The organism is Streptomyces katrae (assembly GCF_002028425.1).
GTDB lineage: Bacteria > Actinomycetota > Actinomycetes > Streptomycetales > Streptomycetaceae > Streptomyces > Streptomyces katrae_A.
The window spans coordinates 1932919-1948643 of sequence record NZ_CP020042.1 but is presented as its reverse complement, the minus strand read 5'-3'; the positions used below and the strand labels follow the sequence as shown (position 1 = coordinate 1948643).

Sequence of the window (15725 nt, the reverse complement as noted above, 5' to 3'; positions counted from 1 at the left end):
CTCGTGACGATGACCCAAGTGATCCACGTCACAGCATGGCAGGCGCCACTGACACTCAGCGGAAGGTGTTGCACTGGGCCATGTCGCCCGTGCGGTAGCCCTGGTAGAACCACTGCTGCCGCTGCTCCGCCGAGCCGTGCGTCCAGGACTCCGGCGTGACCCGGCCCTGGAACTTCTCCTGGATCCGGTCGTCGCCCACCGCCGCCGCCGCGTTCAGCCCGTCCCGGATGTCCTCGTCCGTGAGGTTCTTGATCAGCGGCCGCCCGTTGGACTCGTCCGGAGTCCGCGTCGCGTTGTGCGCCCACACCCCGGCGTAGCAGTCGGCCTGGAGCTCCACCTTCACCGCGTTGCTGTTCGCGCCCGTCTGCCCGTTCTGGGCCCGCGCCAGCGTCCCCGTCAGGTTCTGGATGTGGTGCCCGTACTCGTGGGCGATCACGTACGCCTGGGCGAAGGGGCCGCCGGTCGCCCCGAACTTGGTCCGCAGGTCCTCGAAGAAGCCCAGGTCCAGGTAGACCTGCCGGTCGGCCGGGCAGTAGAAGGGACCGACCGCCTTGCTGGCCGCCCCGCAGGCGGTGTTCACCTGGCCGGTGAAGAAGACCGTCGAGGCCGGGGCGTACTTCCCGCCGCGCCGCTGGAACTCCTGCCTCCAGAAGTCCTGTGTGCTGTTCACCACGGCCACGAGCCGGCAGTCCTCGCGGGTGTTCGCGTCCCGGCCCTTCTTGCAGCTCTGCTGCACCTGCGCGGCCGAGGAGGACGTCGAGACCGGCTGCGGACTCCCGTCCGACAGCCCCAGCTGGTCCGGCCCCACCCCGAAGAGCAGGCCCAGGACCAGCGCGATCAGCCCGACGACCCCACCGCCGATCGTGGCCCGCCCGCCCGGGATGCGGCTGCCGCGGAGGTCCTTGACCTCGGACGTGTCCAGATCGGCGTCGTCGTCGAACTGCATGCCGCACCGCCCTCCAAGCGTGGCCAATCCCTTCATCCTGATACGTGCCCCGTCCGCCCGGCGTGGCCCCTGAGCCGAACGGGTGAGGGCCGGGCCCCGAAAAGTGGTTGCGCACCCCCGTTAGAATGGCTTCATGGCAAATCTCCTCGCGGATTAGCGGCGTCGAAGAACGCGCGTCCCGCCCCCCGCTTCCGCCGTCCATACCGCCCTGGAGTATTTCCGTGATCACCGCCACCGGCATCGAGCTGCGCGCCGGCGCCCGCGTCCTCATCGAGTCCGCTTCCTTCCGCATCGCCAAGGGCGACCGCATCGGCCTCGTCGGCCGCAACGGAGCGGGCAAGACCACCCTCACCAAGTGCCTCGCCGGCGAGGGCCAGCCCGCCGCCGGCAGCATCACCCGTTCGGGCGAGGTCGGCTACCTCCCGCAGGACCCCCGCACCGGTGACCTCGACGTCCTCGCCCGCGACCGGATCCTTTCCGCCCGCGGCCTCGACGTCCTGATCAAGAAGATGCGGATGAACGAGGAGCGCATCGCCACCGGCTCCGGCGCCACCCGCGAGAAGGCCCTGCGCCAGTACGAGCGCCAGGAGACCGAGTTCCTCACCAAGGGCGGGTACGCCGCCGAGTCCGAGGCCGCGACCATCTCGGCCGCCCTCAGCCTCCCCGACCGCGTCCTCGGCCAGCCGCTGCACACCCTCTCCGGCGGTCAGCGCCGCCGCGTCGAGCTCGCCCGGATCCTCTTCTCGGACGCCGACACCCTGCTCCTCGACGAGCCCACGAACCACCTCGACGCCGACTCGATCATCTGGCTGCGCGACTACCTGAAGAACTACCGCGGCGGCTTCGTCGTGATCTCCCACGACGTCGACCTGGTCGAGACCGTGGTCAACAAGGTCTTCTACCTCGACGCCAACCGCTCGGTCATCGACATCTACAACATGGGCTGGAAGCTCTACCAGCAGCAGCGCGAGGCCGATGAGAAGCGCCGCAAGCGCGAGCGCCAGAACGCCGAGAAGAAGGCCGCGGCCCTGAACTCGCAGGCCGACAAGATGCGCGCCAAGGCGACCAAGACCGTCGCCGCCCAGAACATGGCCAAGCGCGCCGAGCGCCTGCTCTCCGGCCTGGAGGCGGTCCGCGTCTCCGACAAGGTCGCCAAGCTCCGCTTCCCGGACCCCGCGCCCTGCGGCAAGACCCCGCTGACCGCCGAGGGCCTGTCGAAGTCCTACGGCTCCCTGGAGATCTTCACCGACGTCGACCTGGCCATCGACAAGGGCTCCCGCGTGGTCATCCTCGGCCTCAACGGCGCCGGCAAGACCACCCTGCTGCGCCTGCTCGCGGGCGCCGAGCAGCCCGACACCGGCCAGGTGACCCCGGGCCACGGCCTCAAGCTCGGCTACTACGCCCAGGAGCACGAGACGCTGGACCCGGACCGCACGGTCCTGGAGAACATGCGCTCCTCCGCCCCCGACCTCGACCTGGTCGACGTGCGCAAGACGCTCGGCTCCTTCCTCTTCTCCGGCGACGACGTGGACAAGCCCGCGGGCGTGCTCTCCGGCGGCGAGAAGACCCGTCTGGCCCTGGCCACCCTCGTCGTCTCCTCGGCGAACGTGCTGCTCCTCGACGAGCCCACCAACAACCTCGACCCGGCCAGCCGCGAGGAGATCCTCGGTGCGCTGCGCACGTACAAGGGCGCGGTCATCCTCGTCACCCACGACGAGGGCGCCGTGGAGGCCCTGGAGCCGGAGCGGATCATCCTGCTCCCCGACGGGGTCGAGGACCTGTGGGGCCCGGACTACCGGGACCTGGTCGCCCTCGCCTGATCCCCTCCCGCCGGGTTGATCCAGTCCCGTATGGATCATTCGGCGCAGACGTGATCCATCATCTGAGTGAGACGGTCTCGTACCCTCGCGCTCTGTACAACGGCCCCGGCCGCATCCTCGCGGATGTGCGGCCGGGGCCGGCCGTTTTCGGCGTCCGGCCCCTGACCTGGCGATTCCCCTCGGTGACGGAGGAATGTGACCGAGGTCATGCAGCGGAAGAGGAGATTCCGTTCTGCTCGGATGTCCACGGACCGGGAAATGCCGCCGGACCGACCTTGCTGAATGGGTGGCCAGGAAGCCGGGGAGGGGTGATCATGAGAAGCACAGAGCGCACTTCCCATGAGGAGGCACGGGTGGCCGAGACTCTGAAGAAGGGCAGCCGGGTGACCGGCGCCGCGCGCGACAAGCTCGCGGCAGACCTGAAGAAGAAGTACGACTCCGGTGCGAGTATCCGGGCGCTGGCCGAAGAGACCGGCCGGTCCTACGGATTCGTCCACCGGATGCTCAGCGAGTCCGGAGTCACGCTGCGTGGTCGCGGTGGCGCGACGCGTGGCAAGAAGGCGGCCGCGGCCTGACCCTGGCCTCCTGGCCGGGGCCGGTGCCCACGACCGTCCTGCAGCTCCGTTTCCGTTCCACGCATGGTTCTTTCGGTGACCCCCGGTCGGCCTCGCGGTCGGCTGGGTGGTTACTGTGCAGTCACTTAGGTCGGACGTCCGGCCACGACTGCACACCGGAGGCACCAGATGGCTCTGCTCGACAAGGATGGCGTACGGCTCACCATCGACGACACGGTCGCCACGGTGACGCTGACCAACCCGGCCAAGCGAAACGCTCAGTCCCCCGCGCTCTGGCGGGCGTTGGCGGAGGCCGGACGGTCGCTGCCCGGCACGGTCCGGGTCGTCGTGCTGCGCGGCGAGGGCAAGTCCTTCTCCGCAGGGCTCGACCGGCAGGCGTTCACCCCCGAGGGCTTCGAGGGCGAGCCGTCCTTCCTCGATCTGGCGCGCGGTTCCGACGAACTGCTCGACGCCACGATCGCCGAGTACCAGGAGGCTTTCACCTGGTGGCGGCGCAATGACATCGTCTCCATCGCCGCCGTGCAGGGACACGCCATCGGCGCCGGCTTCCAGCTCGCACTCGCGTGCGACCTGCGGGTCGTCGCGGACGACGTGCAGTTCGCCATGCGCGAGACCAGCCTGGGTCTCGTCCCCGACCTGGCCGGCACCCAGCCGCTGACCGCCCTGGTCGGCTACGCCCGCGCGCTCGAGATCTGCGCGACGGGCCGCTTCGTGCATGCGGAGGAGGCCGAGCGGGTGGGGCTGGCGAACCTGGTCGTCCCGGCCGACGAACTGGACGCGGCCGTCCAGGACCTCACCACCGCGCTGCTGGCGCCGCCGCGCGACGCCGTCATCGAGACGAAGGCGCTGCTGCGGGGGGCCGGGTCCCGTGCCTACGACGACCAGCGGGTCGCCGAACGCGCCGCCCAGGCGCGCCGCCTGCGCGACCTCGCGGGCCTCTCCGACTAGCCTTCCTTCCTGACGCGCCGCTCGCGCGGCTCGGCCGCGAGCGGCCTCCCCGGCTTCGCGGCGCTGCGCCGGACTCCGTCCGTCGGGGCGCCGGGCGCGGCCGCTGCTCCTGGCTGGGCCCGGCCGTCGCCCGCGGCCCGTTGCCGCTGCGCGGGTTGAGGTCCCCTACCCGCCCTTCCTCCCCCCGGCTACCGCTGGGAGGTACCCCCAGCGTGGGGGCGGTAGCGCCGTGTCCGTGGCCGCACCGGCGACCGAGGTGGGAACGGAGGAAGGGTGGGGCGGGGAGACGGCTCCGCGCAGCGGCACCCGCAGCCCTGGCGGGGTCAGAAGCCGTGGCGGGAGCCGCCGTCGACCGGGAGCATCACACCCGTGAGGTAAGACGCCGCCGGCGAGAGGAAGAACGCCGCCGTCCGCCCGAACTCCTCCGGCGTCCCGTACCGCCGCAGCGGGATCCGGGCCTCGTGCCCCGCCCGCGCGGCCGACGCGTCCCCGGAGAGCGCGTCCAGCTCCCGCACCCGGTCCGTGTCGATCCGTGCCGGCAGCAGCCCGATCACGCGGATCCCGCGCGGCCCCAGCTCCACCGACAGGGACTTCGCGAAGCCCGCCAGCCCCGGCCGCAGGCCGTTCGAGATGGTCAGGCCGGGGATCGGCTCGTGCACCGAGCCCGACAGGACGAAGCCGATGACCCCGCCCTCACCCAGCTCCGCGGCCGCGGCCCGGGCCAGCCGCACCGCGCCGAGGAACACCGACTCGAACGCTGCCGCCCACTGCTCGTCGGTGTTGTCCAGCGCGCCGCCCGGCGCCGGTCCGCCGACGCTGATGAGGATGCCGTCGAGCCGCCCGAACCGCTCCTTGGCCTCCGCCACCAGCCGCTCCGCGGCCCCCGCGTCGGCGTTGTCGGCAGCCAGGCCCACCGCGTCCGGCCCCAGTTCGGCGGCCGCGGCGGCCGCCCGCTTCTCGTCCCGTCCGGTCAGCAGTACCTTCGCGCCGTCGGCGGCCAGTTCCCGCGCGGAAGCGAAGCCGAGGCCACGGGTGGCGCCGGTGACGATGTAGACACGGTCCTTCAGTCCAAGATCCATGCCGCCCAACCTACGCCGAAGCGGGCTCCGGCGACATGGCCTCCGCAGCCCCGGCCGCCTCGCGGTCGCGCCGCTCCCGGCGTACCAGGACCAGCCACCCCACCGGCACGGCCGCCGCGAACAGCCACCACTGCACGGCATAGGCCATGTGCGGGCCGATGGAATCGTGGTCGGGCTCCGCCACCGCCTCGGGGCCGCCGCTCCGCGGCAGCGGGGAGGTGAGTTCCAGGTAGCCGCCGAGGACCGGCTTGCCCAGGTAGGCGGCCTGCTGCTCGCTGTTGACCAGCATCACCTGACGTTCCGGCAGGCCCTTGCGGTCCTTGATCCCGCTGTCGCCGCTGGTCTCGTCGGCCTTGAGCCGTCCATTGACCGTCACCTCGCCCGAGGGCGCGGCCGGCACGGGCGGGTAGGCGGTCGGGTCGTCGCCGCCGGGCACCCAGCCCCGGTTCACCAGCACCACCCGCCCGTCGCCCAGCACGAGCGGGGTCACCACCTGGAAGCCGACCTTGTCGTCGTTCGAGGTGCGCATCCGCACGACGACCTCGTGCGCGGAGTCGTACGTACCGGTGGCCGTGACGGCACGCCAGTAGTCGGAGCGCGGGACGGTGTGGCCGGGCGAGGTGACCTCGGTCACCGGCACCGGCTTCGCCGACAGGTTCTTCGCGATCAGCTCGTTCTGGGCGACCCGGTGCTCATGGCGGTGGAACTGCCAGAACCCCAGCTTGATCATCACGGGGATGAGGACGAGGGCGATGAGGGTGAGGCACACCCACTGCCGGGTCAGCAAGAAGCGGTACACGCCCATGACGGTACCCGCAAGGGAAAGGACCCCGGAGGCCGGGTGGCCTTCCGGGGTAGAGGGGGAGGAAGCGGACGGGTCAGACGCGGTCGACGATGCCCACCTTCCCCTCCGCCCGGGCGCAGTGCCCGCCGCAGAACCACTGTCCCTCGACCTCCACGCCCTGCCCGATGATCTGGACCCGGCAGTGCTCGCAGATGGGCGCCATGCGGTGGATGGCGCAGGAGAAGCAGTCGAAGACGTGCACCGCGCCCTGCGCGTGCACCTCGAAGGACATCCCGTAGTCGTTTCCGCAGACCTCACAACGTGCCATGCGCCGCATGGTTCGCGGGCCGGAGGGCCGGAACAAGATCCGCCGGGGTGAGTCGCCGCGCCTGCACCCGCCCGGAGCAATCCCGACGCTACTTCTCCTCGGCGGGCGCCACGTCGCGCAGCAGCTGCGTGAAGGCCGCCTCGTCCACCACCGGGGTGCCGAAGGACTTGGCCTTGACCGTCTTGGAGGTCGCCGAGTCGGGGTCGTTGGTGACGAGCAGGCTGGTGAGCCGCGACACGCTCGTCGCGACATGCAGCCCGGCCTCCACCGCCCGGTCCTCCAGCAGCTCCCGGTCCACCGAGGTGTCACCGGAGAAGGCGACCCGCATGCCCTGCTTCAGCGGCTTGCCGTCCTCGAACCGCCCCGGGTTCGGGTACGGGGAGGGCGGCAGCTTCCGCGAGGCCCGCCAGCTGCCCCCGTACGAGGCCTGGTAGCCGACCCGCGGCGTGGCGGGGGAGTCCGACCACTCCGTCAGCGGGCGGCACTCCAGCAGGGGCAGGCGTACGCCGTCCCGCGCGGCCGCGTGCAGCGACGGACGGAAGGCCTCCGCCAGGACGCGGGCGTCGTCGAGGGCGTGGTGGGCGCGCTGCTGGACCACCCCGTAGTGCGCGGCGAGGGACTCCAGCTTGTGGTTGGGCAGCGGGAGGTCCAGCTCCTTGGACAGGGCGATGGTGCACAGCCGCTGGCGGACCGGCGCGGCCGACGAGGCCCGCGCGTACTCCCGGGCGATCATCTGCCAGTCGAAGATGGCGTTGTGCGCGACGAGGACCCGGTCCGCGAGCCGCTCGGCGAACTCCCCGGCGATGTCCTCGAAGAGGGGCGCGTCAGCGAGCATGTCGCTCGTCAGACCGTGGATCCAGACGGGGCCCGGGTCCCGGCGCGGGTTGACCAGGCTGTACCAGTGGTCCTCGACGTTGCCCCGTGCGTCGAGCCGGTAGACGGCCGCGGACACTATCCGGTCGTCGCGAGCGAGCCCGGTCGTCTCCACGTCGACGACCGCGTACCCCTGGGGGTACGCGGTCGGCCACGTCGTGTCTGCGGTCGTACGGTCGTCGAGCATGGTCATAGAGGATACGGGCCCTCACCGACAGTTCCGATTCCGCGGGGAGCCGGGTTCCGGCCGTCCCTCCCGCCGCGCCCCGCCGCGGCCCCGGATCCGGGCTCCGGTACGCGCCGTTCAGCCCAGTTCGGCGACCAGGTCCCCGGCGGTGACCTGCAGGAAGTCCGGCCCGTGGCCGTCGCGGCCGGGGAACAGCCGGTAGACCGTGCCCGAGGCCCGCTCGGGGGACGGGCCGCCGTGCACGGCGGCCAGGAACACCCGTCGCCCGGAAGCGAGTCGGGCCGCCTCGGCGTCGGCGTCCTGCGCGGGCGCGCGCACGTCCGGGTCCGCCAGCTCCGCGATCCGGTGTGCGAAGGCCGCCACCGGTTCGCCGGCCCGCCGCCGGTGCGTCCACAGCTCGTCGGGGAGGCCCGGTGCGGGAGCCCGGCGCACCACCGTCACCTCCCGGGTGCGGGCCGCGGCCCGCCACACCGTCAGGTCCCACAGCGTCACCCGCGCCGTCGAGCCGAACTGCTCGTACACGTCCCGGACCACCTCGCCCAGCCGCGGGCCCATCGTGGCGATGCTCTGGAAGCCGTCGGCCGGGGGCAGGTGGACGTCGGTCCACAGCGACTGCCGCAGCTCCAGGTCCACGACCATGGGCAGGCAGATCCGGGACCGGCCCGCCAGGTCGAAGCGCTGGCGGACGGAGCGCGGGTCGTAGCGGGCGTCGCGGGGCCGGCCGGCGGGCAGGCCCATGTGGCCGGCGAAGGCGTCGGGCAGCTCGTCGAAGGGGATGTTGTTGAAGCTGAACACCAGGGGGACGGCGTAGCGGACCCCCTGCGCGGCCAGCTGTTCCACGTCGAGGTCCACGTACTCCGTGGCCCCGTCGGGGGCCGGGGCGGAGGTGAGGTCTCCGGAGTGGACCGCCGCGCCCTCGCCGAACTGCAGGGAGGTGTAGTCGCAGAGGCCGGCGTAGGCCCAGTCGGCGTCGTAGAAGGCCACGGACAGGTCCAGGTCGGTGCGTTCGCCCTCGGGCTCCGTCCAGTGCAGGAACAGCCGCAGCACCTCGCCCGCGGGCACCGGCTGCCGGCTGCCCCGGGGGACCGCGACCAGGGCCTTGGCGGCGGCCCGTTCGGTGAAGGGGACGGTCAGGTCGGCCAGCGCGGAGTCCAGCACGGCGAGGTCGTACGCCCCCGGGGCGCCGCCCGCCTCCATCGGGGCATCCGCCTTCGGGCCGGCGTCCTCCGCCGCCCGGGCGTCCGCTCCCGGGCTGGCGTCCGCTCCCGGGCTGGCGTCCGCCCCCGGGCTGGCGTCCGCTCCCGGGCCGGCGTCCGCCCCCGGGCTGGCGTCCGCCCCCGGGCCGGCGTCCGCCCCCGGCCCGGCGTCCGCCGCCGTTCCGGCGTCCGAGCCCGGCTCCGGCCGTTCGCCCGCGGTCGCGAACCGCCGCAGCAGCTCGGCCTCCAGCAGGGTGACGGTCTGCTCCACGAGCCCGGCGGGCAGCGGCGGCCGCCGCTCCGGCACCACCAGGGCGCGGGTGACCTCGCCCCCCGGGAAGAACACCCGGCGCCGGCCGGTCCGGTCCTCGGTGCGCACCCGCAGGGCGCCGAGGGCGGACAGCAGCGGGCCCGGACCTGCCTTGGGCAGCCCGTGGCGCAGCGCCTCCGCCAGCTCGGACGGGAGTGCGAGTCCCGCGGCCTCCCCGGGCCGCCCCTCCGCGGCCAGCCGCAGCAGGTGGTCGAGCCGGCGCACCAGTTCGCCGGGGCGCTGCGCGGCGATGCCCGTCGCGGCGGCGAGGTCCCCGGCGGCCAGGGCCCGCTCCAGCCGCCCGGCCCAGGTCGCGGGCCGGATCCGGCCGGCCCCGGCGTCCGCCCGGACCGCGTCGGGATGGGCGGCCGCCGTCTCCAGCAGGGCCGCCCCGAGCGCGGTGCCGGCGCGGACCGGGGTTCCGCGCAGCACGGCGAAGGCCAGCGCGGCCCGCGGGTGGCGGTGGTGGTCCTCGAAGGGGTGCAGGACCTCGGCCGCCCGCTTCCACGCGGTGGGGTGCCGCAGCAGGTCCTCGACGAGGAACGCCGCGGGCAACCCGTCCAGCACGCCCAGCAGTTCCCGCCGCAGCCGCCGGGGCAGCCCGCCGAACCGGGGCAGCGGATCCAGGCCGGGCTCCCCGCCCGAGAGCACCGCCAGCACCCGCAGCACGTCGGTGGCCGTGGTCAGCCGCTCGGCGGGCAGTGCCCGTACGGCCTCCCCGGCGTCCTCCGGCGCCGCGGCCAGCAGCGTGGCGACCACCAGGGCCTTGGTCTCGCGCACCGGGATCTCGGCGGGCAGCAGCCCCCGCCCGGCGGGGGAGAGCGGCAGCAGCGCCAGCAGGTCGTCGCGGTCCTGGGGGGACAGTGGGGTGCGCCGGGCCAGGAGCCGCCCGACCAGCTCGGTCGCGTCGGCGCGGCGGTCGGCGCCCAGCCGCAGCAGCCGCAGCGGGCCCGGGGTGGCGGGCTTGGCCGCGCCGACGGCCCGGACCGCCCGCAGGAACGGTTCGGCGGCGTCGATGCGGCGGTGGCAGAGGGGGCAGCCGTCGTACTCGGTCTCGTCCCAGCACGCCCGGCACACCAGGTGCGCGCACGGTGAGACGGCGCGGACGCGCCCGGCCTCGCCGCACAACACGCACGGCTGGTACGGCCGCTGGAGCAGGTGCGCGAAGATCCGGTCGGCGTACAGCGCCCCGGGGTCGCGGGGCAGTACGCGCGGGAAGCGGCGCAGGAGCGGGCGGTGGGTCCGGTCCGAGCCGAGCAGCCCGTCCGCCAGGCCCGTCAGCCGGCTGTGCGCGGCGGCGAGGTCCTCGGGGCCCAGCCCCGCCAGGGCGGCGTGGAGTGCCGGGTCGAGGAGGTAGCCGCGGCCCAGCAGTTCCGCCTCCAGCCTGCGCAGCGACGGTCCCGGTGCGCGGCCGGGCTCCGGTTCGTGGTCGACGTACACGGTCTGGATACGGCGCAGCAGGACGGAGTCGGCAGCCGGCAACGGCGGTTTCCCCTTCGGGAGACGGAGCTGGAACGGCGCGCGGGGGCCCGGCGGGAGCGCGGGCGCGGCGGCGCGCGGAAGTCGGTGGGACGGGGGCGGAGAGAGGGCGCGCGGAGTCTTTTCGTAGAAGGGTGAGAAGGATGCACGCCGGGGAGCCGCCCCCGTCGGATCCGATCCGACCACACCCGGCCCGGGCCGCCAAGCGATTTACGGGGGCGGGTCGTCCGCCGTCAGGAGGGCTTCCGTCAGGGCCCGCACGGACAGCACGAAGAGGCGTTCCGGGTCCGCCGGGCGGCCCAGGGCGCGGGCCAGGTCCGGGTCGTCCGGGGCGGCGGCCGGCTCCCACAGCTCGCCCTCGCCGGGGGACTGGACGGGGGAGCGCTCGCGGTTGCGCTCGACCAGGACGAAGCCCACCACCTGGAACTGGACGGCGCGCACCGCGTCGGCCGCGCGGGCGCCGCGCAGCCCCGCCGCCCGCACCTCGGCGACCAGGGCCCGCTGGGCGGGCAGGAACATCCGGTCGGTCAGGCCGCGTTCGTGGACCATCGCGATCAGGTGCGGGCGCTCGCGCAGCTCGCGGCGCATGCTGCGGGCGACGGAGACGATGCGCTCGGCGGGGGTGCGGCCGCAGGGGCGGATGGCGCCCATGTCCTGGACGGTCCGTTCGACGAGGGCGTCGAGGAGCTGTTCGCGGTTGCCCACGTGCCAGTAGATCGAGGTGACCGCCGTGCCGAGTTCGGCGGCGAGTTTGCGCATGGTGAGGGCGTCCGGGCCGTGCTGCCTGACCAGCGCGGCGGCGGCCTCCAGTACCTCCTCGCGGGTGAGCGGGCTCCTCGCCATCGGCGTCCTCCCCGGGGCCGACCGATCCGACGTCGCGTCAGTTTTCCTGCGTGCGGCCCTCTTTACCCTTCATCGGCAGCGGTGTAACTGTGTTACAGGACCCCTCCCCCAGACTCCGTCCGGGGGGACCCCCAGAAGGGTGGTGCGGAACATGGCACGCGTACGGTACGGAGCGCGCACGGAAGCGGAGATCGCCGCGTCGCGCGAGAAGAGCTCGAACCTCCCCGACATCTGGTCCACCGGAGTGGTGGCCGTCTGGGAGACCGATCCGGACGTGGTGGCGGCCGTCCTGCCGCCGCCGCTGAAGCCCGCCGAACGGCCCCTCGTCCGGGCCAACATCAGCAAGGTCGACCTGCCCGGCTACCCGCTCGGCGCCGGCTCCGTGGCCGTCGCCGCCCGGCACGGCGGGGTCGAGGGCTGGTACCCGCTGGTCATGCCGATGACCCACGAGCGGGCCCTGACCGGCGGCCGCGAGGTCTTCGGAGAGCCCAAGAAACTGGGCGAGGTCACCGTCGAGCGCGAGGGCCTGGTCGTCCGCGCCGCCCTCGCCCGGCACGGCATCGCCTTCGTGGAGGTGCGCGGGGCGGTGGACCGGGAACTGCCGGTGCCCGAACCGGCGAAGAAGACCGACTTCTACTTCAAGTTCCTCCCCGCGGTCGACGGCTCCGGCTTCGAGAGCGATCCCGTCCTCGTGCACTGCACGCGCAACGAGAAGGTCCGCAAACTGGAACACCTCACCGGTGACGTGATCCTGCGCGAGTCCATGTTCGATCCCGTGGCCGACCTGCCCGTCCGCCGCCTCGTGGAGCTCACCCTCGGCGAGAAGACCACCGACCAGCAGGGCCGCGTCGTCGAGCGGGTCAGCGCCCAGGCCCTGCTGCCGTACCTCCACCAGCGCTACGACGACCCGCAACAGGCCTTCGACGGACCGCCCGAGGGGAGTGCGTGACATGCGGCTCGCATCCGGACAGGTGGCCGTCGTCACCGGCGCCGCGAGCGGCATCGGCCTGGCCATGGCCCGCCGCTTCGCCGCCGAGGGGCTGAAGGTGGTCCTCGCCGACGTCGAGGAGGGCGCTCTGCGCAAGGCCGCCGACGCGCTGGGGGCGGAGGGCGCCGACGTCCTCGCCCGCACCGTGGACGTCAGCGACCGCGACTCCGTCGTCGCCCTCGCCGACGCCGCCTACGAGGCCTTCGGCGCGGTCCACGTGCTCTGCAACAACGCGGGCGTCGGCTCGGGCGCCGAGGGCCGCATGTGGGAGCACGAGCCCAACGACTGGCAATGGGCCTTCTCCGTCAACGTCTGGGGCGTCTTCCACGGCATCCAGGCCTTCGTCCCCCGCATGATCGCCGGCGGCGCCCCCGGCCACGTCGTCAACACCTCCTCCGGCGACGGCGGCATCGCCCCGCTGCCCACCGCCTCCGTCTACGCCGTCACCAAGGCGGCGGTGGTCACCATGACCGAGTCCCTCTACGCCCACCTCAAGGCGGAGGGCGCCTGCGTCGGCGCCTCCGTCCTCTTCCCCGGACCGCACATGCTGCGCACCGGCCTGTGGGAGTCGCACCGCAACCGCCCCGAGCGCTACGCGAAGCAGCGGCCGCGCAAGTCCCCGTACCGCACCCTCGACCAGTACGAGTCCGCGATGCGCGCGGCCGGGCACGAGGTGCGGTTCACCCCGGTCGAGGAGGTCGCCGAGCACGTCGTGGACGGCATCCGCGCCGACCGGTTCTGGATGCTCCCGGCCAGCGAGCACAGCGACCGGCAGATCCGCGCCCGTTCGCAGTCGATGCTCGACCGCGCCAACCCCGCCTACCTGGAAAGCTTCATCCTCGACTGAGGAGCGACACACCGTGAGCGCGTACGAAGACCCGTACCTGATCATCTCCTCCGACTGTCACGCCGGGCTGCCCACCGAGCAGTACCGCCCCTACCTCGACTCCCGGTTCCACCGCGCCTTCGACGAGTTCCTGGGCCAGCGCGACGCCCGCCGCGAGGAAGCCACCCGCCTCGGCATCCGCAACGAGGCCTTCGCCGAGAAATGGTTCCACGACCACGAGGAGGGCCTCAAGGGCGGCTGGGACTCCGCCCAGCGGCTGAAGGAGCTCGACGGCGACGGGGTGGCCGCCGAGGTCGTCTTCCCCGACGCCGACGCCGTGGACAGCCAGACCGCAGCCCCCTTCGGCGTGGGCCTGGGCCTCTCGGGCGACCAGGACCCCGAGCTCGGCATGGCGGGCGCCCAGGCGCACAACCGCTGGCTCGCCGAGTTCGTCTCCCGCAACCCCGAGCGGCACTGCGGCGTCGCCCTGCTGCCCGTCACCGCCGAGCCGGCCAAGGTGGTCGCCGAGATCCACCGGGCCAAGGAGTCCGGCCTCGGCGCCCTGATGATCCCTTCCATGTGGGTGGACAAGGCGCCCTACCACGACCGCCGCTACGACCCGGTGTGGGCGGCCGCCGCCGAGACCGCGATGCCCGTCGTCACCCACTCGGGCGCGGCCCCGCGCCACGAGTACGGAGACCACCTCGGCATCTACGTCTCCGAGGTCACCTGGTGGCCGGCCCGGCCGCTGTGGTTCCTGCTGTGGTCCGGGGCCTTCGAACGCCACCCGGGCCTGAAGTTCGGGGTTGCCGAGTCGGGCTGCTGGTGGCTGCCGAACCAGCTGTGGTTCATGGACCGCCTCTACCTCGGCGCGCACGGCGGCAAGAAGCTCTCGCCCTTCGCCGAACTGAAACGCCCGCCCAGCGAGTACCTCGACCGGCAGGTCTTCGTCTGCGCCACCAACACCAAGCGCCGCGAACTGGCCCAGCGCTACGAGATCGGCGTGGACAACATCCTGTGGGGCTCCGACTTCCCGCACCCCGAGGGCACCTGGCCGGACACCCGCAACTGGCTGACGAGGACCTTCCACGACATCCCGGTCGCCGAGACCCGGCGCATGCTGGGCCTGGCGGCGGCCGAGGTCTTCGGCTTCGACACGGCCGCGCTCGCCCCGCTCGCCCGCCGGATCGGCCCCACCCCGGCCGAACTGGGCCAGAGCCCGGACCAGGCGGCGGTGGAGGCCTCCTGGGCCCGCTCCCGCGAGACCGGCCGGCACTGGCTGACCGGCGAGGACTTCCCGGTCCTGGGGGTCTCGGCATGACGGAGGACCGCTACACGGTCATCTCGGCGGACTGCCACGCGGGCGCCGACCTGCTGGACTACAAGCCGTACCTGGCCAAGCGCCACCACGACGCGTTCGACGCCTGGGCCGCCACGTACGTCAACCCGTACGAGGACCTGCTCGCCGACACCGCCGACCGCAACTGGAACTCGGCGCGCCGGCTGGCGGAGCTGGAGGCGGACGGCATCGTCGCGGAGGTCGTCTTCCCGAACACCATCCCGCCGTTCTTCCCCAAGGCCTCCCTGATGGCCCAGCCCCCGTCGGCCGCCGAGTACGAGCTGCGCTGGGCCGGACTCCAGGCCCACAACCGCTGGCTGGCCGACTTCTGCGCGGACGCACCGGGCCGGCGGGCGGGGGTGGCGCAGATCCTCCTCAACGACGTGGACGCGGCGGTGAAGGAGATCCGCCGTGCCCGTGAGGCCGGGCTGACGGGCGGCGTCCTGCTGCCCGGCGTCCCGCCCGGCTCGTCCGTCCCCGAGCTGTACTCGGACGCGTACGACCCCATCTGGGCGGTCTGCGAGGAACTGGACGTCCCGGTCAACCACCACGGCGGCTCGGCGTCCCCGCCGCTGGGCGACGAGCCCGCCGCCCGGGCCGTCTTCATGGTCGAAACCACCTGGTTCTCGCACCGGGCCCTGTGGCACCTGATCTTCGGCGGCGCCTTCCGCCGCCACCCGGGCCTGAAACTGGTCCTGACGGAACAGGGCTCGGGCTGGATCCCGGGGGTCCTGCAGATGCTGGACTACTACCACGGCCGCCTGGTGGCGGCCTCGTCGACGGCGGAGTCCAAGTTCGGGGCGGGGCTGGCGGAGTCCATGGGCAAGGGCCCGAGCGAGGTGTGGCGGGACAACTGCTTCGTGGGAGCGAGCTTCATGCGCCCCCACGAGGTCCCGCTGCGGGAGCGGATCGGCCTCGACAAGATCATGTGGGGCAGCGACTACCCCCACGACGAGGGCACCGCCCCCTACTCCCGCGAGGGCCTGCGCATCGCGTACGCGGGGCTCCCGAGGGAGGAGGTCGCGGCCATGGTGGGCGGCAACGCCGCCCGGGTGTACGGGTTCGACCTGTCCCTGCTGGACGCGGTGGCGGCGAAACACGGACCGCTGGTCGCGGAGATCGCCGAGCCCCTGACGGAGGTCCCGCCGGCCGCCACCAGCCCGGCCTTCGCCCGAGGGGGCTCGGTCCGGGTCTGGTGACGTAC

At 73.3% G+C, this 15725-nt stretch carries 14 protein-coding genes; 7 read left to right on the top strand and 7 right to left on the bottom strand.

The annotated features are described in order from the left end of the window. Positions 1 to 55: 55 nt before the first annotated feature. Positions 56 to 946: a neutral zinc metallopeptidase gene (locus B4U46_RS08865; RefSeq protein WP_079425605.1), complete on the bottom strand. Its 891-nt coding sequence runs from the start codon at positions 944 to 946 to the stop codon at positions 56 to 58. A gap of 221 nt (positions 947 to 1167) precedes the next feature. Here B4U46_RS08865 and B4U46_RS08860 point away from each other — a divergent pair, with 221 nt between their 5' ends. The 3 genes from B4U46_RS08860 to B4U46_RS08850 all read left to right on the top strand — a co-directional run bounded on the left by B4U46_RS08860 (position 1168) and on the right by B4U46_RS08850 (position 4289). Continuing rightward, positions 1168 to 2766 carry an ABC-F family ATP-binding cassette domain-containing protein gene (locus tag B4U46_RS08860; protein WP_045951569.1) on the top strand — a complete coding sequence of 533 codons (1599 nt, stop codon included), beginning with the start codon at positions 1168 to 1170 and terminating at the stop codon, positions 2764 to 2766. A gap of 353 nt (positions 2767 to 3119) precedes the next feature. Then, positions 3120 to 3341, top strand: a complete 222-nt coding sequence (locus tag B4U46_RS08855) for a helix-turn-helix domain-containing protein (protein WP_007263382.1) — start codon at positions 3120 to 3122, stop codon at positions 3339 to 3341. 168 nt (positions 3342 to 3509) lie between these two features. Continuing rightward, positions 3510 to 4289 carry an enoyl-CoA hydratase/isomerase family protein gene (locus B4U46_RS08850; protein WP_079425603.1) on the top strand — a complete coding sequence of 260 codons (780 nt, stop codon included), beginning with the start codon at positions 3510 to 3512 and terminating at the stop codon, positions 4287 to 4289. A 323-nt stretch (positions 4290 to 4612) separates the two neighbouring features. Here the strand turns inward: B4U46_RS08850 and B4U46_RS08845 are convergent, their stop codons facing one another. The 6 genes from B4U46_RS08845 to B4U46_RS08820 all read right to left on the bottom strand — a co-directional run bounded on the left by B4U46_RS08845 (position 4613) and on the right by B4U46_RS08820 (position 11368). Continuing rightward, on the bottom strand, positions 4613 to 5368 hold the full coding sequence (locus tag B4U46_RS08845) for an SDR family oxidoreductase (RefSeq protein WP_079431640.1): 756 nt from the start codon (positions 5366 to 5368) through the stop codon (positions 4613 to 4615). A gap of 10 nt (positions 5369 to 5378) precedes the next feature. Further along, positions 5379 to 6167 (bottom strand): SURF1 family protein, encoded by a 789-nt coding sequence (locus B4U46_RS08840; protein ID WP_079431639.1) that lies wholly within the window; start codon positions 6165 to 6167, stop codon positions 5379 to 5381. Positions 6168 to 6246: 79 nt separating this feature from the next. Next, a complete protein-coding gene (locus B4U46_RS08835) occupies positions 6247 to 6480 on the bottom strand; it encodes a hypothetical protein (RefSeq protein ID WP_079431638.1) in 234 nt (77 codons plus the stop codon). An 88-nt stretch (positions 6481 to 6568) separates the two neighbouring features. After that, positions 6569 to 7546 (bottom strand): DEDDh family exonuclease, encoded by a 978-nt coding sequence (locus B4U46_RS08830; RefSeq protein WP_079425602.1) that lies wholly within the window; start codon positions 7544 to 7546, stop codon positions 6569 to 6571. 111 nt (positions 7547 to 7657) lie between these two features. Beyond that, complete coding sequence (locus B4U46_RS38935) at positions 7658 to 10528, bottom strand: RING finger family 4 domain-containing protein (protein WP_079425600.1); 2871 nt, start codon at positions 10526 to 10528, stop codon at positions 7658 to 7660. Positions 10529 to 10735: 207 nt separating this feature from the next. Continuing rightward, entirely contained in the window at positions 10736 to 11368 is a 633-nt protein-coding gene (locus B4U46_RS08820) for a TetR/AcrR family transcriptional regulator (protein ID WP_079425598.1), read from the bottom strand. Positions 11369 to 11519: 151 nt separating this feature from the next. Between B4U46_RS08820 and B4U46_RS08815 the strand changes: the two genes are divergently transcribed. The 4 genes from B4U46_RS08815 to B4U46_RS08800 are packed head-to-tail and all read left to right on the top strand — an operon-like array spanning position 11520 to position 15720. Continuing rightward, on the top strand, positions 11520 to 12317 hold the full coding sequence (locus B4U46_RS08815) for an acetoacetate decarboxylase family protein (protein ID WP_079431637.1): 798 nt from the start codon (positions 11520 to 11522) through the stop codon (positions 12315 to 12317). A 1-nt stretch (position 12318) separates the two neighbouring features. After that, entirely contained in the window at positions 12319 to 13203 is an 885-nt protein-coding gene (locus tag B4U46_RS08810; protein WP_079425597.1) for an SDR family NAD(P)-dependent oxidoreductase, read from the top strand. Positions 13204 to 13216: 13 nt separating this feature from the next. Beyond that, entirely contained in the window at positions 13217 to 14503 is a 1287-nt protein-coding gene (locus tag B4U46_RS08805; RefSeq protein ID WP_079425595.1) for an amidohydrolase family protein, read from the top strand. Further along, a complete protein-coding gene (locus B4U46_RS08800) occupies positions 14500 to 15720 on the top strand; it encodes an amidohydrolase family protein (RefSeq protein WP_079425593.1) in 1221 nt (406 codons plus the stop codon). The genes B4U46_RS08805 and B4U46_RS08800 overlap by 4 nt, the downstream gene beginning before the upstream one ends. The last annotated feature ends 5 nt before the right edge of the window (positions 15721 to 15725 follow it).

What these genes read in the sequence shown, in the direction of transcription:
- B4U46_RS08865 (WP_079425605.1), bottom strand. Translation starts at nt 946, where the DNA reads ATGCAGTTCGACGACGACGCCGATCTGGACACGTCCGAGGTCAAGGAC.
- B4U46_RS08850 (WP_079425603.1), top strand. Translation starts at nt 3,510, where the DNA reads ATGGCTCTGCTCGACAAGGATGGCGTACGGCTCACCATCGACGACACG.
- B4U46_RS08845 (WP_079431640.1), bottom strand. Translation starts at nt 5,368, where the DNA reads ATGGATCTTGGACTGAAGGACCGTGTCTACATCGTCACCGGCGCCACC.
- B4U46_RS08835 (WP_079431638.1), bottom strand. Translation starts at nt 6,480, where the DNA reads ATGGCACGTTGTGAGGTCTGCGGAAACGACTACGGGATGTCCTTCGAG.
- B4U46_RS08830 (WP_079425602.1), bottom strand. Translation starts at nt 7,546, where the DNA reads ATGACCATGCTCGACGACCGTACGACCGCAGACACGACGTGGCCGACC.
- B4U46_RS08820 (WP_079425598.1), bottom strand. Translation starts at nt 11,368, where the DNA reads ATGGCGAGGAGCCCGCTCACCCGCGAGGAGGTACTGGAGGCCGCCGCC.
- B4U46_RS08815 (WP_079431637.1), top strand. Translation starts at nt 11,520, where the DNA reads ATGGCACGCGTACGGTACGGAGCGCGCACGGAAGCGGAGATCGCCGCG.
- B4U46_RS08810 (WP_079425597.1), top strand. Translation starts at nt 12,319, where the DNA reads ATGCGGCTCGCATCCGGACAGGTGGCCGTCGTCACCGGCGCCGCGAGC.
- B4U46_RS08800 (WP_079425593.1), top strand. Translation starts at nt 14,500, where the DNA reads ATGACGGAGGACCGCTACACGGTCATCTCGGCGGACTGCCACGCGGGC.